Source organism: Bradyrhizobium sp. STM 3562 (assembly GCF_045571435.1).
Classification (GTDB): domain Bacteria; phylum Pseudomonadota; class Alphaproteobacteria; order Rhizobiales; family Xanthobacteraceae; genus Bradyrhizobium.
The window spans coordinates 4,016,315-4,038,332 of record NZ_CP120694.1 but is presented as its reverse complement, the minus strand read 5'-3'; the positions used below and the strand labels follow the sequence as shown (position 1 = coordinate 4,038,332).

At 64.1% G+C, this 22,018-nt stretch carries 22 protein-coding genes; 9 read left to right on the top strand and 13 right to left on the bottom strand.

Annotated elements, in window-relative coordinates; translation table 11 throughout:
* The first annotated feature begins 48 nt into the window (after positions 1 to 48).
* Both P6U23_RS18580 and P6U23_RS18575 read left to right on the top strand, forming a co-directional pair.
* A complete protein-coding gene (locus P6U23_RS18580; RefSeq protein ID WP_407181138.1) occupies positions 49 to 1,206 on the top strand; it encodes a hypothetical protein in 1,158 nt (385 codons plus the stop codon).
* A 129-nt stretch (positions 1,207 to 1,335) separates the two neighbouring features.
* Entirely contained in the window at positions 1,336 to 2,574 is a 1,239-nt protein-coding gene (locus P6U23_RS18575) for an ABC transporter substrate-binding protein (protein ID WP_407181137.1), read from the top strand.
* Positions 2,575 to 2,717: 143 nt separating this feature from the next.
* On the opposite strand, the gene der is transcribed toward P6U23_RS18575, so the two are convergent.
* The 7 genes from der to P6U23_RS18540 form a co-directional block, all read right to left on the bottom strand.
* A complete protein-coding gene (gene der, locus P6U23_RS18570; protein WP_407181136.1) occupies positions 2,718 to 4,091 on the bottom strand; it encodes a ribosome biogenesis GTPase Der in 1,374 nt (457 codons plus the stop codon).
* 54 nt (positions 4,092 to 4,145) lie between these two features.
* A complete protein-coding gene (locus P6U23_RS18565; protein ID WP_407181135.1) occupies positions 4,146 to 4,745 on the bottom strand; it encodes a hypothetical protein in 600 nt (199 codons plus the stop codon).
* A gap of 36 nt (positions 4,746 to 4,781) precedes the next feature.
* Positions 4,782 to 5,435: a tetratricopeptide repeat protein gene (locus P6U23_RS18560; RefSeq protein WP_407181134.1), complete on the bottom strand. Its 654-nt coding sequence runs from the start codon at positions 5,433 to 5,435 to the stop codon at positions 4,782 to 4,784.
* Between the two features lie 168 nt (positions 5,436 to 5,603).
* Positions 5,604 to 7,199 (bottom strand): class I adenylate-forming enzyme family protein, encoded by a 1,596-nt coding sequence (locus P6U23_RS18555; protein WP_407181133.1) that lies wholly within the window; start codon positions 7,197 to 7,199, stop codon positions 5,604 to 5,606.
* 9 nt (positions 7,200 to 7,208) lie between these two features.
* On the bottom strand, positions 7,209 to 8,033 hold the full coding sequence (panB, locus tag P6U23_RS18550; RefSeq protein WP_407181132.1) for a 3-methyl-2-oxobutanoate hydroxymethyltransferase: 825 nt from the start codon (positions 8,031 to 8,033) through the stop codon (positions 7,209 to 7,211).
* Positions 8,034 to 8,046: 13 nt separating this feature from the next.
* A complete protein-coding gene (locus P6U23_RS18545; RefSeq protein ID WP_407181131.1) occupies positions 8,047 to 8,631 on the bottom strand; it encodes an NnrU family protein in 585 nt (194 codons plus the stop codon).
* 213 nt (positions 8,632 to 8,844) lie between these two features.
* Positions 8,845 to 9,456 (bottom strand): hypothetical protein, encoded by a 612-nt coding sequence (locus P6U23_RS18540; RefSeq protein ID WP_407181130.1) that lies wholly within the window; start codon positions 9,454 to 9,456, stop codon positions 8,845 to 8,847.
* A 1,233-nt stretch (positions 9,457 to 10,689) separates the two neighbouring features.
* Between P6U23_RS18540 and P6U23_RS18535 the strand changes: the two genes are divergently transcribed.
* Positions 10,690 to 11,310, top strand: a complete 621-nt coding sequence (locus P6U23_RS18535; RefSeq protein WP_407181129.1) for a TetR/AcrR family transcriptional regulator — start codon at positions 10,690 to 10,692, stop codon at positions 11,308 to 11,310.
* 66 nt (positions 11,311 to 11,376) lie between these two features.
* Positions 11,377 to 12,312, top strand: coding sequence for an alpha/beta fold hydrolase (locus P6U23_RS18530; RefSeq protein ID WP_407181128.1), 936 nt, complete (start codon positions 11,377 to 11,379; stop codon positions 12,310 to 12,312).
* Positions 12,313 to 12,406: 94 nt separating this feature from the next.
* Here P6U23_RS18530 and P6U23_RS18525 read toward each other — a convergent pair whose 3' ends face one another.
* A complete protein-coding gene (locus P6U23_RS18525) occupies positions 12,407 to 12,775 on the bottom strand; it encodes a winged helix-turn-helix transcriptional regulator (protein WP_407181127.1) in 369 nt (122 codons plus the stop codon).
* A gap of 127 nt (positions 12,776 to 12,902) precedes the next feature.
* Here P6U23_RS18525 and P6U23_RS18520 point away from each other — a divergent pair, with 127 nt between their 5' ends.
* Positions 12,903 to 13,490 (top strand): glutathione S-transferase C-terminal domain-containing protein, encoded by a 588-nt coding sequence (locus P6U23_RS18520; protein ID WP_407181126.1) that lies wholly within the window; start codon positions 12,903 to 12,905, stop codon positions 13,488 to 13,490.
* Positions 13,491 to 13,723: 233 nt separating this feature from the next.
* Here the strand turns inward: P6U23_RS18520 and P6U23_RS18515 are convergent, their stop codons facing one another.
* Positions 13,724 to 14,341, bottom strand: coding sequence for a TetR/AcrR family transcriptional regulator (locus P6U23_RS18515; protein ID WP_407181125.1), 618 nt, complete (start codon positions 14,339 to 14,341; stop codon positions 13,724 to 13,726).
* Positions 14,342 to 14,419: 78 nt separating this feature from the next.
* Here P6U23_RS18515 and P6U23_RS18510 point away from each other — a divergent pair, with 78 nt between their 5' ends.
* Positions 14,420 to 15,391 carry an alpha/beta fold hydrolase gene (locus P6U23_RS18510; protein WP_407181124.1) on the top strand — a complete coding sequence of 324 codons (972 nt, stop codon included), beginning with the start codon at positions 14,420 to 14,422 and terminating at the stop codon, positions 15,389 to 15,391.
* 32 nt (positions 15,392 to 15,423) lie between these two features.
* On the top strand, positions 15,424 to 16,362 hold the full coding sequence (locus tag P6U23_RS18505; RefSeq protein ID WP_407181123.1) for an alpha/beta fold hydrolase: 939 nt from the start codon (positions 15,424 to 15,426) through the stop codon (positions 16,360 to 16,362).
* Here P6U23_RS18505 and P6U23_RS18500 read toward each other — a convergent pair.
* The gene (locus P6U23_RS18500) at positions 16,289 to 16,996 is read right to left on the bottom strand and encodes a TetR family transcriptional regulator (RefSeq protein WP_407181122.1); all 708 of its coding nucleotides are present in this window, start codon (positions 16,994 to 16,996) and stop codon (positions 16,289 to 16,291) included. The genes P6U23_RS18505 and P6U23_RS18500 overlap by 74 nt on opposite strands.
* 93 nt (positions 16,997 to 17,089) lie before the next feature.
* On the opposite strand from P6U23_RS18500, the gene P6U23_RS18495 reads away from it, so the two are divergent.
* Positions 17,090 to 17,755 carry an O-methyltransferase gene (locus P6U23_RS18495; RefSeq protein ID WP_407181121.1) on the top strand — a complete coding sequence of 222 codons (666 nt, stop codon included), beginning with the start codon at positions 17,090 to 17,092 and terminating at the stop codon, positions 17,753 to 17,755.
* A gap of 106 nt (positions 17,756 to 17,861) precedes the next feature.
* Here P6U23_RS18495 and P6U23_RS18490 read toward each other — a convergent pair whose 3' ends face one another.
* A complete protein-coding gene (locus P6U23_RS18490; protein ID WP_407181120.1) occupies positions 17,862 to 19,478 on the bottom strand; it encodes a peptide chain release factor 3 in 1,617 nt (538 codons plus the stop codon).
* A 265-nt stretch (positions 19,479 to 19,743) separates the two neighbouring features.
* Between P6U23_RS18490 and sugE the strand changes: the two genes are divergently transcribed.
* Entirely contained in the window at positions 19,744 to 20,058 is a 315-nt protein-coding gene (gene sugE, locus P6U23_RS18485; RefSeq protein ID WP_407181119.1) for a quaternary ammonium compound efflux SMR transporter SugE, read from the top strand.
* Between the two features lie 4 nt (positions 20,059 to 20,062).
* On the opposite strand, the gene P6U23_RS18480 is transcribed toward sugE, so the two are convergent.
* Together P6U23_RS18480 and P6U23_RS18475 are read right to left on the bottom strand one after the other, a co-directional pair.
* On the bottom strand, positions 20,063 to 21,067 hold the full coding sequence (locus tag P6U23_RS18480) for an inorganic phosphate transporter (protein ID WP_407181511.1): 1,005 nt from the start codon (positions 21,065 to 21,067) through the stop codon (positions 20,063 to 20,065).
* Positions 21,068 to 21,283: 216 nt separating this feature from the next.
* Positions 21,284 to 21,928 (bottom strand): DUF47 domain-containing protein, encoded by a 645-nt coding sequence (locus P6U23_RS18475; protein WP_407181118.1) that lies wholly within the window; start codon positions 21,926 to 21,928, stop codon positions 21,284 to 21,286.
* Between the last annotated feature and the right edge of the window lie 90 nt (positions 21,929 to 22,018).

Below are 22,018 nucleotides of genomic sequence, written 5' to 3'. Positions count from 1 at the left end.
CTCCTGCTCCAAGTGGCGAACGCCAACAACAAAAATGGGGAGGATGCCATGCCGCGGGCGCAATCTTGCAAGGCTTCGCTGCGTGCGATTGCACGTGTCGCGAAGACCGCTTCTCTTCTCCTCGCCGCCGCATCGATCGGCTCTTTCGCGTTTCCGCGCGCAGCGTCCGCCGGCGACATTCCGACCTTCGTCGTCGATCCGTCATGGCCAAAGCCGCTGCCCAACAACTGGATCCTCGGCCAGGTCGGCGGCATCACGGTCGACTGGCAGGGCCACATCTGGGCGATCCAGCGGCCGCGGTCGCTCAGCGAAGACGAGAAAGGCGCAACGCTCGACCCGCCGCGCTCGAAATGCTGCGTGCCGGCGCCACCGGTTCTGGAGTTCGATGCGGACGGCAATCTGCTGCGCGCCTGGGGTGGCCCCGGCGACGGCTATGAGTGGGTCGGGCGCGAGCACGGCATCGAGGTCGACGAGCGAGGCTTCGTCTGGACCGGCGGCAACGCCGAGAACGACAACGCGCTTCTGAAATTCACGCTCGATGGCAAATACGTGGGGCAAATCGGCAAGATCGCGCCCAGCAAAGGCTCCAACGACACCACCCAGCTCGGCAAGCCTGCGGAGACGGCGATCGACAAGGACGCCAATGAAATCTATGTCGCCGATGGCTATGGCAATCACCGCGTCATCGTGTTCGATGCGACCACCGGAGCCTACAAGCGGCATTGGGGCGCCTATGGCAATCGGCCGAGCGACGAGAAGCAGCCGGCCTACGATCCCAAGGCGCCGGTCGCGCAGCAATTCGGCAATCCCGTGCATTGCGTGAAAATCGCCAATGACGGCCTCGTCTATGTCTGCGATCGCATCAACGACCGCATCCAGGTATTCAGGAAGGACGGTACCTTCGTGAAGGAGTTCTTCTTCGAGAAGAACACGCTCGGCAACGGCTCGGTCTGGGACATTGCGCTCTGGCCCAACCCGCAGCAGACCTATCTGCTTTCCGCGGATGGCGAGAACAATGAGATCCGCATCATCAGGCGCGACGATGGCGCCGTGGTTGGCAGCTTCGGCCGCGGCGGCCGCAATGCCGGACAGTTTCACTGGGTCCATGCCATCGCCGTCGACAAGCTCGGCAATGTCTATACCGCCGAGGTCGACAACGGAAAGCGCATCCAGAAATTCAGGCTGACATCGGACGCGCTGCGTTAACCCAGCGCCGCGTCAAAACGGCTCATCGGGATTGCCGCTTGTCTCAAGATAGGGATAATCGGGAACCGAGGCTGGTGGATAAGGCTCCGCAAGAGAGCCGTCCCGCCTTATAACCTGAGGAGGGAACACATGAGGATGACGCCCACGCGGCGCGCTGCCGCGTTCATTGCCTTTGCTGGACTTACTTTTGGGTTTGGCCTTGCCACGTCGGCGTGCGCCGACGACAAGAACGTCAACATCGGCGTGCTCAACGACATGTCGAGCCTCTATGCCGATATCGGCGGCCCCAATTCGGTGGCGGCGATCAAGATGGCGGTCGAGGATTCGGGGCTACCTGCCAAGGGCTGGAACATCGACGTCTTAAGCGGCGACCACCAGAACAAACCCGATGTCGGCGTCAACATCACGCGGTCATGGATCGACAATGACAAGGTCGACGCCATCGCCGATACGCCGAACTCGGGCGTGGCGCTGGCCGTGAGCAATGTCGTGCGCGAAAAGAACGCGATCCTGCTCAACTCGGGCGCAGCGACCGCCGACCTCACCGGCAAGGCCTGTTCGCCGAACACGATTTCCTACACCTACGACACCTACATGCTCGCCAACGGCACCGGCAAGGCGCTGACCAAAGCGGGCGGCGATAGCTGGTTTTTCCTGACCGCCGACTACGCGTTCGGCCAAGCACTCGAGCGCGACACGTCAGCGGTCGTCACGGCCAATGGCGGCAAGGTGCTCGGCGGTGTCAGGCATCCGCTCAACACCTCGGATTTCTCTTCCTTCCTGCTGCAGGCGCAGTCGTCGAAAGCGAAGGTGATCGGTCTGGCCAATGCCGGCGGCGACACCACCAATGCGATCAAGCAGGCATCCGAATTCGGCATCGTGTCGGGCGGCCAGAAGATCGCAGCGCTTCTGCTCTTCATCAACGACGTGCATGCGCTGGGTTTAAAGACCGCACAGGGCCTCACTTTCACCGAATCCTTCTATTGGGACCTCAACGACAAGACGCGCGAATGGTCCAAGCGATTCCAGAAGGTTTCGCCGAAGGGCACGATGCCGTCGATGACGGTAGCGGGAAACTACGCGGCCGTGCTGCACTATCTGAAGGCGCTGGAAGCGCTGGGCGGCAATCCGCATGATGGCGCCAAGGTCGTTGCCAAGATGAAGGAAATTCCGACCGACGATCCCCTGTTCGGCAAGGGGCCGCTCCGCGCCGACGGCCGCCGCATCATTCCGGCCTATCTGTTCGAGGTGAAGAAGCCGGAAGAGTCGAAATATCCATGGGATTACTACAAGCTGGTCGCGACCATCTCGCCGGAGGACGCGGCCAAGCCGCTGGAAGCGAGCGAGTGCCCGCTGGTGAAGAAGTGACGCCAGTCATTCCGGGGCGCGCTGAAAGCGCGAACTCGGAATCTCGAGATTCCGGGTTCGGTGCTGAAGCACCGCCCCGGAATGACGCCCGCGCAATGGCTTCATTATTCCCGCGGGCGACAGAGCGGGCCTTCTCGTCTCGTTCATGACAACCGCTTGCGCTTATGCGCGAAGGGGTTGGCCTTCTCGCGTAGGGTGATCCGCACCGGCGTGCCCGGGAGGCCGAAGACCTCGCGCAGGGAGTTGGTGAGATAGCGCAAATAAGACTGCGGCACCGCATCCGCGCGCGAGCAGAACAGCACAAAGCTCGGCGGTCGCGCCTTGGTCTGGGTGATGTAATTGAGCTTTAGCCGGCGGCCGGAGACCGCGGGCGGCGGATTGGCCTGGACGGCCTGTTCGAACCAGCGATTGAGCGCCGAGGTCGGCACGCGCTTGTTCCAGATCGCATAGGCCTGCACAATGGCCTCGATCAGCCGGTCGATGCCCTCCCCAGTCAGGCCGGAGACCGCCACGACCGGCGCGCCCGCGACATGCGGCAGCCAGTGATCTGCATCGGCGCGGAGCTGCGCAATCTTACCGCCCTTGCCTTCCATCAGGTCCCATTTGCTGACCGCGATCACGATCGCGCGGCCCTCACGCTCGATCAGGTCGGCGATGCGCAGGTCCTGCTCCTCGAAGCGATGCTGCGCGTCCATCATCAGCACCACCACTTCGGCAAAGCGCACCGCGCGCAGCGCGTCCGCCACCGACAGCTTCTCCAACTTCTCCTCAATGCGCGAGCGACGCCGCAGGCCCGCGGTGTCGAACACGCGAAACAGCCGGCCTTTCCAGTCGATCTCGACCGCGATGGAATCGCGCGTCGTGCCGGCCTCGGGACTGGTCAGCAAGCGTTCCTCGCCGATGAGCTGGTTGATCAGCGTGGATTTGCCGGCATTGGGACGGCCGACGATGGCGACGCGGATCGGGCGGGTCGATGCCTCGGCCTCCATTTCCTCGGCGTCGGCTTCAGCCTCCTTGGCCTGCTCCGGCAGCAGCTCGCGCAAGGCCTCATAGAGATCGCCGAGCCCCTCGCCATGCTCGGCCGAAATCTGGATCGGATCGCCGAGCCCCAGCGCATAGGCCTCCAGGGCGCCGGCCTCGCCGTGCCTGCCCTCGCTCTTGTTGGCGAGCAGCAGCACCGGCTTGTTTGCCTTTCGCGCGAAATCGGCAAAGGCGCGATCGGCGGGCGTCAGCCCGACGCGGGCATCGATCACGAACATCAGCGCATCCGAAAGCTTGATGGCCGTCTCGGTCTGTTCCTGCATCCGCGCCGTCAGCGAGCCTTTCGGCCCTTCATCGAGGCCGGCGGTGTCGATGATGGTGAAGGCGAGATCGCCGAGCTTCGCCTCGCCTTCGCGGCGGTCGCGCGTCACGCCGGGTTCGTCATCGACCAGCGCCAGCTTTTGTCCAACGAGGCGGTTGAACAGGGTGGACTTTCCGACGTTCGGCCGGCCGATAATGGCGATCGTAAAAGGCATGGATAATCCGTGCGCCGATGGGGAGCGCGATCTCAATCTAGCGGCGAAAATAAACTAGCGCGTAAAGCTGCCGCTCGGCAGCGGCGCAGGGAATGGTGCCGGCGATTGCTGTGCCGATTGTGCCGGCGGTGCGGATTGGGCGGGCTGCGACGCCTGTCCGGATTCCGCGTTGGAGGAGTCGGCCGACGGCGTCGTGGTACGCTTGCGATGGGCGACCTTCTTGCCCTTGGGGGGCGGCGGTGCGGCAGCGGGCTCTTCGGTTGCCTGAGCTTCGCCGTCAGGCTCTGCCGTTGCGGTCCCAGCCGCCGCCTGCTTGCTCCTCTTCGCCTTGGCCTGCTTGGATTTCGCCGCCGGCTGGTCCTGGGGCGGCTGATCGGCCGGCGGCTGCGCGGCGGCAGCCGCGGCTTGGGCGGCCTGCTCCTGCTGCTGCTTCTCGACCTCGCCCTTGTACAATTCCTTCGGGACACCCTGCTCCAGGCCAGGCACGCCATCAGGAAACACCGGCTTGCGGTCGCCCGGCAGCTTCTTCTTGGTATCGAGCCAGTCCAGCAAGTCGGTTGGATCCCAGCCGCCGATCCCGCTCGAGCAGCCGCCGAGCACGCCGGTGAGCGCGACGAGCACGGTGGCTGCGATCAGACGTTGCGAGCGGCGCATGGTCGGTCTCTTGATCAAGCCTTGGGTCCCGCAAACTCAGCTTTTGGCCACCGGCGGCAGCAGCGCCTGAAGCGCCTGCGCGCGCGAGCGCAAGCCGGGCGGCGTATCACCGTCGAGCGCAATCATGTCCAGCCATTGCCGGGTCGCCGCACTGTCATTGGCGCGCCAAGCCGAGAGCGCGAGCAGCTCGCGCGCGCTATGTCGGAAGGTGGCGCCAGGGGCGGTATCGGCCTCGAGCCGCTGCTTCATCTCGGGATAGCCCGCGCTGTCCACCAGCAGTCCGCCGGCGCGAATACGGGCGAGCGCCTGCAGCTCGGCCCCGACGCTGCCGTCCGCGGCGATCTCGTCGAACATCTTGGCTGCAGCCTTGGGATCGCGGCTCGCCTCCTCGGCGGCAGCCCGGAACCGCGCCAGGCTCCGGTAGCCGCGCGGAGCCTTGGCCGCGAGATCGGCAAAGGCGGCTTCCGCCTCGGTGTGCTTGCCCTGCTCGGAAAGCTCGATCGCCTTGTTGAAGGCCTCACCGGCCGCAGCCGCCTTCTTGGCCTCGAAATATTGATAGCCGCGCCAGCCGCCGACCGCGGCGATGATCAAAAGCGCCACGCCAATGATGAGAATCGAATATTTGTCCCACAGCCTCTTGAGCTGCTCGCGACGGACTTCCTCGTCGACTTCATCAAATAATTCAGACACTTAGTGCTTTCCCATCGCCGCCGCGCCTTGGCCGAGCGGCATGTTGGGCCTAACAGCCCATCCCCCGCGGACAGCCGCGCGATAGCCCATCGATATGGCGCTGGCAAGGCAAAGTAGGAAGGGTCGGAGCCTTATGACACGCCAGAGATGGCCCTCTCCTCCTCTCTACTAGACCTGCTCCAGCATCTCACGCAACTGGCGCTTGAGCACCTTGCCGTTCGCGTTGCGCGGCAATGGATCCAGCGTCAGAACCACGGTTTCCGGCACCTTGTAGTCGGAGAGCCGCTCGGCGCACCAGCTTCGCAAGGCCTCGGCCGAGACCTCGCCGCGGGTCACGATAACCGCGTGAACGCGCTCGCCGAGCACGGGGCATGGCTTTGCAATTACGGCACTCTCGACGACACCCGGGTGGCCGGCGAGCACGGACTCGACTTCGGCCGAAAACACCTTCAGTCCGCCGCGGTTGATCATGTCCTTCCGCCGATCGAACACCCGCACGAAATTGTCCGCATCGATCGACCCGAGATCGCCGGAGTGCCAGAAGCCGCCCGTAAAGCCTTCCGCCGTGGCCTGCGGGTTGTTCCAATAGCCCTTGATCACGGAAGCCCCATGAATCCAGATTTCGCCGATCTCGCCCCGCGGCAATTCGCGGCCATTCTCATCCATGATCACGACCGTCGCGCCCGGACACGGCAGGCCGACGCTGTCGATGTGACGCGCGGTCAATTCGCTCGGCATGATCGTGGTCGGTGAGGTCGTCTCGGTGGCGCCATAGCAGTTCACCAACTTCAGGCCCGGGATTTTAAGGGCGAGCCGCTCGATCGTCGCAACCGGCATCGGCGCTCCGCCAAAGCCGCCGATCCGCCAGGCGGAGAGGTCATAAGCATCGAAATCGGGCTGCAGCAGGCAAAGATTGTACATGGCCGGCACCATCACCGTGTAGGTGATATGCTCGCGCGCGGCGATCTTGAGATACTCCGCTGCCTTGAATTCGGCGACGATGATCAGCGTCCCCGCGCAGGCCACCATGGTCATGATGTTGGCGACAACGCCGGTGACATGGGCGAGCGGAACGGCGGCGATGGAACGGTCGGCCGCGGTCAGCCCCAGGCAATTCACGAAGATCATCGCGGAATGGATGATGTTGCAATGAGCAAGCATCGCGCCCTTCGGACGCCCCGTCGTACCCGACGTGTAGAGGATCATCGCGGTGTCTTCTTCGCCGACATCCGCAGTCGCCGAAAGCGGCGGGTGATCGAGAAGCTCCGAAAATTGCGAGAGCCGCGTGTTGTCATCGAGGACGATGCGACGCGCGAGCTGGGGTACATCGTGCGCATCCGGCAGGCGATCGGAAAGCGCAGCCTCGTGGATCAAGACCTTTGCGCCGCAATCGTTGAGCACATAGGCGATTTCCGGCTTCTGCTGACGCGTACCGAGCAGAACCGTGATCAGGCCGAGCTGGGCGGCTGCGAATAGCAGCAGCGGAAATTCGATACGGTTGCCAATCAAAAACGCGATGCGGTCGCCTCGCTCCAGCCCCTGCCGCTGCAAGCCCGTTGCAATCTGCGCCGAGCGCGCTACGGCCTCGCGCCAGGTCAGGCGGATCTGACCGCAAACCAAGGCCTCGCCGTCCGGGTTTCTCGCGCTGGCATCCAGCACCATCTGCCAGATGCTGCGCGGCCGCTCACGGAAAGCGGGCACCAGGCGATCGCCGAAATGCGCCTCAAGCTGCATGGGTGCTATCGGATGCTGCGACCAATCCATTTGCCCGCCCTAGCTCTTCTTTTTCATCTCATAGACGTGCTCCGGCCCCGGGAACGCGCGTGAGCGGACGTCACGGGCATAGCTTTCGATGGCCGCTTCGATTTCGGGTCCGAGATTGCCGTAGCGGCGGACGAATTTCGGCGCCCGCGGCGAGAGCCCCAGCATGTCCTCCAGCACCAGGACCTGACCGTCGCAGGCGGCGCTGGCACCGATGCCGATGGTTGGAATGGGGATGTCCTGCGTGATCTTGCGCGCCAGCGGCTCGGCCACGGCCTCGATCACCACCGAAAACGCGCCGGCATCGGCAACAGCCCGCGCATCGTTTTCGATTGTTCCCCAACCCGCCTCCTCGCGCCCTTGGGCGCGAAACGAGCCGAGCGTGTTGATGGATTGCGGCGTCAGCCCGATATGGCCCATGACCGGGATGCCGCGCTCGGTGAGAAACGCAATCGTCTCCGCCATTCGCGCCCCGCCTTCGAGCTTCACGGCGCCGCAACCGGTTTCTTTCAGGATGCGCGCCGCGGAATGAAATGCCTGCTCTCTGGAGGCCTCATAAGAGCCGAAGGGCATGTCGACCACGACCAACGCCGCGGCCGAACCGCGCATGACCGCACTGCCCTGCAGGATCATCATCTCGAGCGTCACTGGCACAGTGGTCTCGAAGCCGTGCATCACGTTCCCCAGGGAGTCGCCAACCAGGATCACGTCGCAATATCGGTCGACCAGCGCGGCGGTGTGGGCGTGATAGGAAGTGAGCATCACGATCGGCTCGCCCCCTTTGCGGGAATGAATGTCCGGCGCGGTCTTGCGCCTGATGGACGACTGCACAGACATGGCTGAACTCCGTTTAACTTCCGACCACGGGAACGCCGATCACCACCGGATGGAAGGCGAAGGCGAGCGCGAGATAGGCGACAAAGCCGACAGCGACCGCGATCAGGTCGTTGGTGACGCCCCCCACCGGGATCGGCGGCGCGCCCGGATCCGTCCGGCGCTTGAGCGAGATCCGGTCGTATACGCCCCAGGCCAGGAACGAGCCGAACAAGACGATCCCGCCGAGATCGCCATTGGCCAGCAAATGGCCGAATGCCCATAATTTCACGCCCGCAAGCATCGGATGCTTCAACTTGGCGTAGATGCGTCCGCGGATGTAAGAAGCGACCACGAGGATCACGGCCGGCAGCATCAGCGCGACATTGAGATGCTTCAGCGCCGTCGGCGGATTCCAAATCTGGATCCATTCCGTCGCACGGTAATGCGCAAAGCCCCACACGATCAACGCGAGCCCTACCAGCGACACCAACGAATAGGCGCCTTTGTAGGGCCCCTCGCCCACGGCAGCAATCAGCCGCGCGCGCGCCGGGCGCTGCGCGGTCAGGACATGGGCGCCCAGGAGCAGCACCAGGCCCAGGATCATCACCGACAGTCCCACGACGCACCTCCCTTTGCTTGGCGCGGATCATTTAACGCTCGAGTTGTAGCACGCGAAAGGGCCGCCACATCTTCAACCGTCATGCGCGGGCTCGATCCGCGTATCGATCGTCCGCGCCAGCGGACCAAGGATGCATTTGAAGGCGATGGATTGCCGGGTCAAGCCCGGCAATGAGGAGTTTGCGTTTCCTGCCTCGCGGAATGGCAGATAGGATCACCTGTTTTCCGATGACGACTTGCCGATATCGCGATTATCGACGTAGCGGATCATGATCGGCCGGCCGGCAAGCGCGCCGCCAAGGCCGCTCGTGAATTTCAGGGGCAGACACGCGTCGAGCGAGTCGTTGATTGCTTTCAAATAGGTCGCGCGGGCGTCCGCGGAGGCGCCGGCGGTGGCGAAGGTTATGCGCGGCGGCCCGATCAGTTCGCCGGATTTCTTGAAGGAAAAGCGCACCGACATCTGCATGCCTTCGTGCGCCTGATCCGGCGGCGGCGGCGACCAGCAGGAGCGCAACGCGGAAAAGAGATCGCCGATCGTGTCCAGGTCGTGATCCGGCCGCTGATATTTCGCCTCGTCCTCCTTCGGCGGCACGGTCTGGACCGTCACCTGCAGGTTCTCGCCGTATGGATAATTGATTTCGGGGATGCACGGCCCGTGATGGAGCGCGCTGCAGAACTGCGGTGTGCAGGGCCTCCTGTCAAACACGCTGCAGGGCGAATGCGAGAACGGGATCGGGTTGATGTGGTGATAGTTCCGCGCGCCAGCCGGGCCCGCGAACAGGATCGCGGCGGCGAGCGTCAGGGAGATGGCGATGCGCTGCAGCATGCAACAACACTTTTGAAGACAAATGCAGATGGCCTAAAGATGTTTGGCGCAGGCCCCGGCATCAAGCCGGCTCTCTTCACATCCGCGTTCAAAGTGGAGGGGCACCGTGCCTCGATGCCGGTTTGTCGTCCCGGTGAAAGCCGGGCCCCATACCGCGGAATCTATCTTTGGGCACGAATGGCAGACGACCTTCACAATATCAGCGCCTGTGGTTATGGGTCCCGGCTTTCGCCAGGACGACGTTGTTGAAATATTCCGCCTCAATTTCAAACATCGAACACATGGCTTAGTATTCTCGCGGCGTGCTTTGCGCCCGAGTTTGCATCAACTCTCACCCTCCAAAAGACAGAGGGCGCAGGGAAGACCGGGTGACCGCATGCACCCGAGGTCCCCGCGCAAAAACGAATTGCGCGAGGCGCGTTGACCACAGGTACAGGCGGAAACACTCCGGCCTTCCCCGCGCGGCGGTTTTACGGCTTACTCCGCGCTCTCCTCGGTGAGCCAGACTTTGTTGTCACCGTCGCCTTGCGATCTCTGCGCTTCTACGTCCGGTTGGACTCCGCGCGACATCTCACAAGGCTTAGCGCCAGCCTCGGGGCGCCAGGACCACACGGCTTCGCCGTCCGCGAACGCCTCCCCCAAGTCATCCGACAGGTTTATCGCGCCACCTGTCGAAGCTCGCTGAAAACGGGCCGAGCGCCGCTCGTCCTGCGCGTTGTCCAATCGCTCACGAAAAATCCGCCCTGCGAAGACTTGCGCGCGCGACGCCCTCGCGTCCACCGCACCCTGCCCAACGTCCGTGACGACCGCGATACGTCCCCTCTGACGGGCCGGGATGACGAGGATAATCATCCATTTCTGAAAAAACGAAAGAGAAATATTTTTGCTCGGAGGACTGGACCACCCAAATCAGCTTGAATTGGCACGGCAATTTTCTGCAAACGCGCACGAGACCTTTGCGGGTCTTTTTGCTCGCCCGAGCAAAGCCAGCTCCGGAAATCACCCTCGCCTGCCCGACAGGCGAATCGACCTCCGCACTCGCCGGTGTGACCGCCGCGCAGCCTGCCGTAATTGGCTGCGATGGCCTCGCAAGACCCGATCCGTGCGATTGGCCGAGCGCGCTATTCCCCCAGGGTTGGCGACGTAACCGGTGCCCGAGCGATCAGCCGGGGAGTATTTTTTAATTATCGGCGCCGCTTGATTAGGAAGATATCACTTCCTATTATAGCATGCATGAACACATCAATCGCACATCCCGCGGTGCCCCGCGGTCCCGGCCGGCCTCGCGAGTTCGATCTCGATGAAGCTTTGGACAAGGCGATCGGCACCTTCAGCGAGAATGGTTATCACGCGACCTCGCTCGGCAAGCTGACGGCGGCGATGGAGATCGCGGAGGGCAGCCTCTACAAAGCCTTCGGCGACAAGCGCGGCGTCTTCCTGGCCGCGTTCGAGCGCTACGTCGTGCTGCGGAGCGAGCGGCTGGCGCAGGAGCTGGCAGGCGCACGCAGCGGGCGCGCCAAGGTCAGGGCCGTTCTCGCCACCTATGCGGAATACAGCCATGGCAAGCTCGGCAAGCGCGGCTGCCTCGTCGTGGGCAGCGCCGTCGATCTCGCAAGCTCCGATCCGGAAATGGCCAAGCGGGTGGTCGCGGTGCTTGCCGGCCATGAAAGGCGCCTCGTCGAGTTCATTCGAGAAGGACGGGAAGATGGCTCCATCTCCTCGCATGTCGACGCCGGCGTGACCGCCCGCCTGCTGCTCTGCGTCGTGCAGGGGATGCGCGTCCTCGGCAAGACCGGCCGCTCTCGGGAGGAGATGGCGAGCCTGGTCGATGGCGCGCTGAAACTGCTCGATTGAGCATTTGGCAAATTTGGAAGCGATCACTTTCTATATGAGACGCAAGCCCTACATCCCGAGTTCGCCATGACGCATGACATCGTTCAAACGTCCGCTGCAGACACCTTGCCCCCTTTCGATCCCGCGACTTTCTGGGCCCAGTTCCGCCATGGTACCGTCGGCGTCAATGGCGTTCGGCTGCATTTCGTGGAAGGCGGCAGCGGCGCGCCGATCCTGCTGCTGCCCGGATGGCCGCAGAGCTGGTACGCTTGGCGCTATGTGATGCCGCAACTCGCGGCCGCCGGGCGACGCGTGATCGCCCTCGACCCGCGCGGAATGGGCGATTCCGACCGGCCCGCCTCGGGTTATGAGATGCACGCCGTCGCCACCGAGATTCATGACTTCGTCGAGGCGCTGGGGCTGACGGCGAACGGACCGATCGATGTCGTCGGCCACGATATCGGCACCTGGATCGGTTATGCCTATGCGGCCGAATGGTCTGACGACGTCAAGCGGCTTGCCGTGTTCGACGCGGCACTGCCCGGCATCACTCCCCCGCCCTCCGGCATCCCTTCGGCAGAAGCGAACGTGAAGACGTGGCATTTCGCCTTTAACCGGCTCGACGATTTACCCGAGATCCTGCTTCAGGGCCGCGAGCGCGAATTCTTGACTTGGCTGTTTCGCGCAAAGGCGGTCCGGGACTGGACGATCACGCCGGCCGATCTCGACGAATATGTGCGGGTCAATGCCGCCCCCGGCGCGACGCGGGCGGCGCTGTCCTATTATCGACACAAGCTCAGTCCCGGGGGGCTCGCGCAGAGTCGCGCACGTGCCGAGCGTAAGCTTGTCATGCCGGTGTTGGCATTCGGCGCCGAGACAGGCGTCGGCACGGCCCTTATCGACACGCTGCATCTCGTCGCGACTGATGTGCGTGGCGGCGTGTTCCTTGGCTGCGGCCATTACGTGCCGGAAGAAGCGCCCCGCGCTGTCGCCGAGCAAGTGATCAGATTCATGGACGCGTGACGGAGCAGCCATCGGCCAATCCGGAGACGGGGCGATGCGGTCGAGCCATCCCGCGGCAGTCCGTTCGACGCTGGATGCTATTCGGCCGCAGGCCTCAGCGCTTCGCGTCGTAACGCTGGCGGTTGTCGTGAATGGTTGCGAGATGCGCGCGCGCCCATTGTGCCAACTGCCGCACCGGCTTTGACAGCGATCGTCCGAGTGCGGTCAGCGCATACTCCACCTGCGGCGGCGTCGTCGCACAGACCGTGCGCTTGACCATGCCGTCGCGCTCGAGCGTCTTGAGAGTCCGGGTCAGCATCTGCTGCGAGATACCGCGAACCTGGCGCTTGATATCGTTGAAGCGGCGCGGCTGGTCGCGCAGCGCTACCACCACCTGCACCGTCCACTTGTCTCCGACCCGACTGAGGATCTCGCTGACACCGCGGCAATCTGTTGGCTCGTCGTGCGGCGCGCGCACATCCATATGACCTGGTCCTAAAAATATGCGTTCTTGCCGGGCAAGCTGATAGTCACATATCCGGTGCTGGTCAACATTCTAGACCATGTGGGCCTGAAGCTGCTTCACAGGTCCCACCAGTACGGAGACCATCATGATCCTCTACTACCATGCGGGCGCCTGCAGCCTTGCCGTCCACATCGCGCTGATCGAGGCCAGGCTTGCCTGCAAGCTCGTGAGCATCAATCGGGACAAGCGGACGGACGACGGACGCGACTTCATAGCGATCAATCCCAGGGGCTTCGTTCCGACGCTGGAGCTCGACGACCGAACCGTGCTGACTGAGAATCTCGCCATTCTCGCCTACATCGCGCACCAAAGCAGCACCCTGCTCCCGGCCGAAGGCATCACGCGCTGGCGCGCGCTGGAGGCCACCTCCTTCATGACCACCGAGCTCCACGGCAATTTCAAGCCGTTCTTCTACTCTGATGCGACACAGGCAGAGAAGGATAAGGCTCGGCAGAGACTGGCCAAGCATTTCGCTTCCCTCGCCGACCAGCTCGGCGATAAGCCGTTCCTGCTGGGTGAGCGGATGACAATCGCCGACCCCTATTTGTTCGTGATGCTGATGTGGGCCTATAGGCACGGTATCGAAATTTCGCAGCGCCTGCGAGCCTATTTCGCGCGAATGAAGGAGTTGCCCTCCGTCGCACAGGCGCTCGCCGAGGAAGGCCTTGCCTGAGCTTGAACACTGCCTCGTCATCGGCGGCCGAGTTGCGTCCACGCGCGGCCGGCTCCGCTAGCAGAAGAAGTGACGTCCGTCATTGCGGGGCAGCCTATAGGGCTGAACCCGGAATCCCGCGCCATAACATCCAGATTCCGGGTTCGCGCTGTGCGCGTCTGGCAATGACGAGATCGTTGGAGGCCATATGGACACACGCGACGTCATCGTGATCGGCATGCGCGCGACCAATATCAGCGTCTTCGCCCGTCCCGGGGAAAACGGGCCGCGACGCCCGATATGACGTCTTCGATGATTTCCTGCAATTCCGCTCGCGTCGCACCGTCCCGTGCCTGGATCGAGATGCCTTGCATGACGGCGGCCAAATGCCGGGCCAGGCGATGCACCTCGCTTTTTCCAGCAAATGAGCGGAGTGCCTGCGCAATTCTCTCGCGCATGGCATCGCGGCGCAAGGCCGCATCGCGAGCAAGCGGGGCATGCTCGGAGTGACAGGCGATCATGCCGCTGGAGATCATGCAGCCGAGCTCGCGATCGGGATGGGTGACCGCCTTGACCGCGGCCTCGAGCAACCGCCGCACCGCCTCAGCCAGTGATGTCGCCGAGCCGATCGAGGCTGCATCGAGCAAACCGAGGGTCTGCTCATAGCGATTAACCGCTTCCAGATAGAGCCCGGCCTTGCTGCCGAAGGCGGCATAGAGGCTCGGAGGCGCCACCCCGATCGCCTTGGTCAGGTCACCGATCGAGACGCCTTCATAGCCATGGCGCCAGAACAGCCGCATGGCGGTCTCGATCGCCCGATCCCTATCGAAGCTCCACGGCCGCCCGCCGCGCGATTTCGCACCCTGTTGCATAATGATCACTAAACAACAGCTTGACAGGCGCCGTCAAGCCGGTTGAATAGCGATCACTAAACAATATGAAGGTGGCATATGGATTCCTCACGACGCGCGGTTCTGGCCGGCGCGATTGGTCTCACCGCTTTGGCCGTGGAAACCGGCACTGTCCACGTCACGTCGCCGGCACGCGCGGCGGGCACCAGAGAGGTGGCTGACAACCCGGCGAAGGCGGCCGCTGCGCACGAGCCGTTCTTCGCGCGGTCGTCCGATGGCACGATGCTGGTGGGCGAGGCTCAGGGCGAGCCGCAGGCACCCGAGATCCTGTTCATCCATGGCCTGCGCCAGAGCCGGCTGAGCTGGGACAAGCAGTTCGCCGACGCCGCGCTGGCGGGCTTCCGCATGGTCCGATTCGATCTTCGCGGCCACGGAGATTCAGACAAGCCCACCTCCGCGGAGGCCTACTCGGATGCCGACCGGTGGGCGGACGATATCGCAGCGGTGATCGCGAGCGCGAAGCTCCGCCGGCCGGTGCTCGTGGGCTGGTCGCTCGGCGGTTACGTTGCCGGTGCGTATCTTCGTAAGCATGGCGGCTCACAGATTGCGGGGATCAACCTGGTCGATGCGGTCACCAAGCTGTCGCCGGATCTCCTCACCCCGCTGGCCGGCACATTCACCGGCACGACCACCTCGCACGATCTGGCGGAACGGGCCGCGGCGACGGCCGACTTTCTCGCCGCCTGCTTCCACAAGCCGCCGACGGGGAACGACCTCCAGCGCATGCTCGTCATCAACGGCATGACGGCCCGCGTCGTGAACGAGGGCTTCGTCAAGACCGCGACGTCCGATCTCGAGCCCGTCTTCCGCGACTACGCCGGCCCGGTCCTGCTCACGCATGGCGTGCATGACCGGCTGGTCCGCCTCGCCATGTCCGAGCGGATCAAGGCGCTCCATCAGGGCAGCCGCCTTTCCGTGTACGGCGATAGCGGCCACAGCCCGTTCTACGAGGAGCCGGCCCGGTTCGGCCAAGAGCTTGCCGCGTTCGTGATCGCTGCTACCAAGGGCTGATGGCTTCCGTCGCAACACAGGATCAAAGCGCCATGTCGAGAGGCGATGCCGCGCCGCCGTTCTTTCCCGGCTTCCGGACGCTGGATGTAGCGGCGGGCGGCGTCCGCTTCGCCGGCGTGATCGGCGGGGACGGTCCGCCCCTCCTGCTCCTTCACGGCTTCCCCGAGACGCATATCGCATGGCGTAAAGTCGCCCCGGCTCTGGCGCGTCAGCACACGGTGATCATCCCCGACCTGCCGGGCTATGGCGCGAGCCGGCCCGATGCGATGACACCGCGCTGGACCAAACGGCGGGTTGGCGCGGCGCTGGTGGCCCTCATGCAGACGCTGGGATACGCGCGGTTCGCACTCGCGGGGCACGATCGCGGCGCGCGCGCCGGCTACCGTCTGGTGCTCGATCATCCCGGCGCCGTCGATCGCTTTGCTTCGCTCGCGGTCATTCCGACCGTCGATGCGATGCTGGCGGTCGACTATCGGTACGCTCAAAAGAGCTATCACTGGTTTCTGCTGGCGCAACCGGCGGACTTGCCCGAACGCCTGCTCGCCGCGGCGCCGGATGCCGTGATCGATCGCGCCTTCGCGACCATGAACGCGGAGAGCGATGATGTCATCGAGCCGGCGGCGAGGGAGGCCTACCGTGCCGCGTTCCGCGAACCTGCGGTGCGACACGCGATGTGCGAGGACTATCGTGCCGCACTCCATGAAGATCTTGCCCATGACCAGGCCGACCGCGCGGCGGGGCGCAAGCTGGACTGTCCCGTCCTCGTGCTCTGGCCAAGCTCCCAGGAGGTCGCCGGCCGTCCAAGCCCGGTCGATATCTGGAGAGGCTGGGCCGACGACGTCACGGGCGCGGCGACGATGGGCGGTCATCTTCAGGCCGAAGATCGCCCGGAAGAGGTCAGCGTGGCGCTCCTCCCCTTCTTCTCGCGCGAGTCGGAGGCTCGAGTGCCCCTGCAAGGCTCGGACGTTTGACGTCAGCCGTGTTCGAGGCTTCCAAGTAGGCGCAAAACATATCGGCCATGGCCTCGGCGTAGGCCGCGATCTCTGCGGACGTTCGAGGGCTTTCCGAAAACTGCTTTCCGACCGCGCTGAGCGTCGATGTGATCAGCGCGCCGGCCAAGGCGCGCGTTGCCTCTGAGGCCGATGGCAGCGCCTCGCGCATGAAGACCTGGATCGTGCGGCCGCCCGACGCCCTCGCCTCCCGCGCCTCGGGCGCATCGCGATAGAGAGGGGCGGCGTCGTTGAGCGCCACACGCATGGCGGCCTCGTCACATTCCGAACGGATGAATGCGTGGACCAGGGCGCGCAGCCGTTCGAGCGGCGGTCTTCTGATGTCCTCGAGAATGGTCCGCAGCAACTCGGTCGTCTGCCGCCATTCGTCGCATTGGAGGCGAAACAGGATCGCCGCCTTGTTCGGGAAGTACTGATAGAGCGATCCGACGCTGACGCCGGCCTTTTCGGCTACCCGCGCGGTCGTGAAGCGCTGCGCCCCCTCCTTCGCCAAAACCTGAACCGCCGCCTGCAGAATGATCGCGACGAGCTCGGCCGAGCGGGCCTGCTGCGGCTGTTTTCGTGAAGAAATTGAAGGACTTCGGGGATCGGCCATCGAACGCGCGGGGAATGCGAATAGCGAATGCGAATGATTATTCGTATTTCTGGTGCGGCGCAAGAACGCGCTCATTTTAGACCGGAGACCTACATGACCACCCTGACGACCGCCCCGCTTGGCCCGCTGCTGGACCGCTTGTTCGAAGAGGCCGACGCGGCATCGGCGCAGACCGACTCCGCCGTGGCCGATCTCTCAGATCAGGAGCGGGCGCGCCTGATGCGGAGCAAGACCGACTACCGCGAGCTTTACGGGCGCTTAAGGAACGCTCCGCTCGCCGTTTCGCGCGAGACCGGCGCGCTGCTCTACATGCTGGCGCGAAGCTCGCGAGCGCGGACGATCGTCGAGTTCGGGACCTCGTTCGGCATCTCGACGCTGCACCTCGCCGCGGCCCTGCGCGACAATGGCGGAGGCCGTCTGATCACCAGCGAGTTCGAGCCATCCAAGGTGGCCCGTGCGCGCGATCATCTGACCGCCGGCGGTCTCATTGACCTCGTGGAGATCCGGGAGGGCGACGCCCTGCAGACACTCAGCGTCGATCTCCCTGATACGGTCGACCTGCTGCTGCTCGACGGCGCCAAGGCACTTTATCCGGAAATCCTGAGCCTGGTGGAAAGCCGCCTCCAGCCGGGCGCCTTCGTCGTGGCCGACAACGCCGATTACAGCCCGGACTACCTGGCGTGCGTGCGCTCGCCTGCGAACGGTTACCTATCGACGCCATTCGGCGAGGATGTCGAGCTGTCGATGCGGATCGGCTGACGTCGGTCTGAAGCCGCAACGCGGCCCGTGGCGTCGGTGGATGGCTAGAGGAGCCTGTCATCGGGCAGCGCTTCGCGCTGACCGGTGGCGGAAGATGACGAGCACCTTAGGTCTTCTTCTTCACGTCCTTGACGTTGGAGAAGTTGATGCCTTCGGCACGCTCTTTGGTGTAGCCGAGATAGAATTCGTTCTTGGCCAGGTAGACCGGGTCGCCGTCGACATCGTCGGCGATGGAAGAGGTGTTGGAGGCGATGAAGGCATCCAGCTTCTTGCGGTCGTCGGAGGAGACCCAGCGCGCGAGCTGGAATTCGGAGACCTCGAACTCCACCGGCAGCGAATATTCGGCATCGAGCCGCGCCTTCAGCACGTCGAGCTGCAGCGGGCCGACCACACCGACCAGCGCGGGCGCGCCGTCGCGCGGGCGGAACACCTGCACCACGCCCTCCTCCGACATCTGCTGCAACGCCTCTTTCAGCTTCTTCGCCTTCATGGCGTCCGTCAGCCGCACGCGGCGGACGATTTCCGGGGCAAAGCTCGGCACCCCGACAAAGGTGATGTCCTCGCCTTCGGTCAGCGTATCGCCGATCCGCAAGGTGCCGTGGTTGGGAATGCCGACGACGTCGCCGGCGAAGGCCTCATCGGCGACCGAACGGTCCTGGGCGAAGAAGAATTGCGGGCTCGAGAGCGGCATGGCCTTGCCGGTGCGCACCAGCTTGGCCTTCATGCCGCGGCTGAGCTTGCCGGAGCAGAGCCGCGCGAAGGCGATGCGGTCGCGGTGGTTCGGATCCATATTGGCCTGGATCTTGAACACGAATGCGCTCATGCGCGGCTCGGCCGCCTGCACCTTGCGCAAGTCGCTGTCCTGCGCGCGCGGCGGCGGCGCGAATTGGCCGAGCCCCTCCAGGAGGTCGCCGACGCCGAAATTGCGCAAGGCGCTGCCGAAATAGACCGGCGTCAGATGACCTTCGCGAAACGCCTCGAGCTCGAACGGCTTGCAGGCTTCGCGCACCAGCTCGAGCTCGTCCTTGATCGCATCGACCTCGAGATTGGGGTTGAACCTGGTGAGCTCGGCGATCTCGATCTGCTGCGCCGCGCCGGTCTTGGCACCGCCGCCTTCGAGCAGGCGCACGCCGCCGTTCCTGACATCATAGGTGCCGAGGAAATCGCGGCCGCGCCCGACCGGCCAGGTCATCGGCGTGGTATCGAGTGCCAGCGTCTTTTCGATCTCGTCCAGGAGCTCGAAGACGTCCCGGCTCTCGCGGTCCATCTTGTTGATGAAGGTGATGATGGGAATGTCGCGCAGGCGACAGACCTCGAACAGCTTGCGCGTCCGCGCCTCGATGCCCTTGGCGGCGTCGATCACCATCACCGCGGAGTCGACCGCCGTGAGCGTGCGATACGTATCCTCCGAAAAGTCCTCGTGGCCCGGCGTGTCCAACAGGTTGAACACCAGCCCCTCGAACTCGAAGGTCATCACCGAGGTAACGACCGAGATGCCGCGCTCGCGCTCGATCTTCATCCAGTCGGAACGGGTGTTGCGCCGCTCGCCCTTGGCCTTGACCTGGCCCGCCAGGTTGATAGCGCCGCCGAACAGCAGCAGTTTTTCCGTCAGTGTGGTCTTGCCCGCGTCGGGGTGGGAGATGATGGCAAAAGTCCGACGGCGTGCCACTTCGGTGGCGAGCGGCGTGGCGGACACGTCGGCGGCGAGAGCAAGGTCGGACATTGGCTAGGGCGTTGGATTCGGGCTTGGGCGAGCGTGTGACAAAGAAAGGCGATGGGATCAAGAGTTGCACGGAGCCTCATGACGTCCCGTCAACTGCGACATTAAATGCACTTGCATCCATCTCGGACGGCAGGCACTACGTGCCCTATATAGGACTGCAAAGACGATCTCGCACGCCCCTTGCATTCGATAGCGACAAGGCCGCTACCGGTCCGCTCTGGGCCTCGTTCAGGAACCCTCGTCCATGGAAATAAGGCAATCCGCTATGGCCTGGATCATTCTGTTCGTCGCCGGACTGATGGAGGTCGGCTGGGCGATCGGCCTGAAATATACCGACGGCTTCACCCGGCTGGTGCCGTCGGTGCTGACGCTCGGTTGCATGGTCGCGAGCGTCCTGCTGCTGGGTCTTGCCGTAAAGACACTGCCTATCGGAACCGGCTATGCCGTGTGGACCGGCATCGGAACAGTCGGCACGGTGGTGCTCGGGATTGCCCTGCTCGGCGAGCCGGCCACGGCGGTGCGGCTCGGCTGCATCGGCCTGATCGTCGCCGGCATCGTGGGCCTCAAGCTGGTGGCGTGATCGTTCAGCGCAGCGCCTGCACCACCCAATAGGCCAGCGCGGCCACGATCGCGGAGGCCGGGATCGTAATCACCCAGGCATAGACGATGGTGCTGGCGACGTTCCAGCGCACGGCGGAGACGCGTCGCGCGGCGCCGACCCCGACGATGGCGCCGGTGATGGTATGGGTGGTCGAGACCGGAATCCCGAGGAATGTCGCCATGAACAGCGTCGCCGCGCCGCCGGTTTCGGCGCAGAAGCCCTGCATCGGCGTCAGCTTGGTGATGCGCAGGCCCATGGTGCGCACGATGCGCCAGCCGCCCATCAGCGTGCCCAGCGCCATCGAAGCCTGGCAGGCCAGGACCACCCAGAACGGCACGGAAAATTCGCTGCCCAGATAGCCCTGCGAATAAAGCAGCACGGCGATGATGCCCATGGTCTTCTGCGCGTCATTGCCGCCATGGCCGAGCGAATAGAGCGAGGCCGAGCCGAATTGCAGGATGCGGAAGGCGCGATCGACCGCAAAGGGTGTCGAGCGCACCGAGGCCCAGGAGACGATCGCGACCAGCACGGTGGCGAGAACAAATCCGAGCAGCGGCGATAGCACGATGGCCGCGACCGCCTTTGACAGGCCGCTCCAGACCGTTGCCGAAATCCCCGCCTTCGCCACGCCGCCGCCGACCAACCCGCCAATCAAGGCATGCGAGCTGGAGGACGGGATGCCGACCGCCCAGGTGACCACGTTCCAGACGATGGCGCCGATCAGCGCGGCAAAGATCACCTGCGCATCGACGACGGATGGCTCGATGATGCCGGTGCCGATCGTATGGGCGACGTTGAGTCCGAAAACCAGGAAGGCGACGAAATTGAAGAACGCGGCCCAGAACACCGCGAATTGCGGACGCAGCACCCGGGTGGAGACGATGGTCGCGATCGAATTGGCGGCATCGTGCAGGCCGTTGAGGAAGTCAAACAGCAGCGCGACCGCTATCAGGCCGATCACTATCGGAAGACCTAGCGTGACGTTCACGGCCACGCCCTATCGCATGGTCGCGGAATCGCTCTTGTTTCACCTCTCCCAGAGGGAGAGGTCGGATCGCATCGAGAGATGCGATCCGGGTGAGGGGTTAAGGTCCCTCGATGGAGCGGCGCCCCCTCACCCGGATTGCTTCGCAATCCGGCCTCTCCCCGCCAGGGAGAGGCAAACGGAGTCCGTGGACAGACCGATTTAGACAACGCTCTCTCTCTAGACCTGCTCGATCACGATGGAGTTGATCTCGTTGGCGACGTCGTCGAAGCGGTCGGCGACCTTTTCGAGGTGGTCGTAGATCTCGGCACCGACGATAAAGTCCATGGTGTTGCCGTGGCGATGCTTGAGGTAAAGCTCCTTCAGCCCGATGTCGTGGAGATCGTCGACGCGGCCTTCCAGCTTGGTCACCTCTTCCGTGATCTGGGTGAGCAGCGAGACGTTGGCGCCGATCGCCTGCAAGAGCGGCAGCGCGCGGCCGACGAGTTGCGCGCACTCGACCAGCAGCCCGCCCATCTCCCGCATCGTCGGCTCGAACTCGCGCACCTCGAACAGCAACACCGCCTTGGCCGTCTGCTGCATCTGATCGATGGCATCGTCCATCGCGGTGATCAGCGCGGTAATGTCGCTGCGGTCGAACGGGGTGATGAAGGTCCGCCTGACAGCGGTCAGGACCTCGCGGGTGATGCCGTCGGCCTCGCTCTCGAATTGATTGACCTTCTGGCAGAAGGCGAGCGTCTGGTCTCCGCCCCGCAGCACTCCCTGGAGCGCCTGAGCACCGTTCACGACCGTGGCCGAATGGCGGGCGAACAGGTCGAAGAACCGTTCCTCCCTGGGCAGAAAGGCGCGAAACCAGCGCATCATGGTGTCGAATCCATCGTTTCCCGGCAGCCGCCTGCCTTGAGCCTGCTTTCAGGGCTCCTGGCGGGCCGCGTCACAAAACTGTCATAAGCG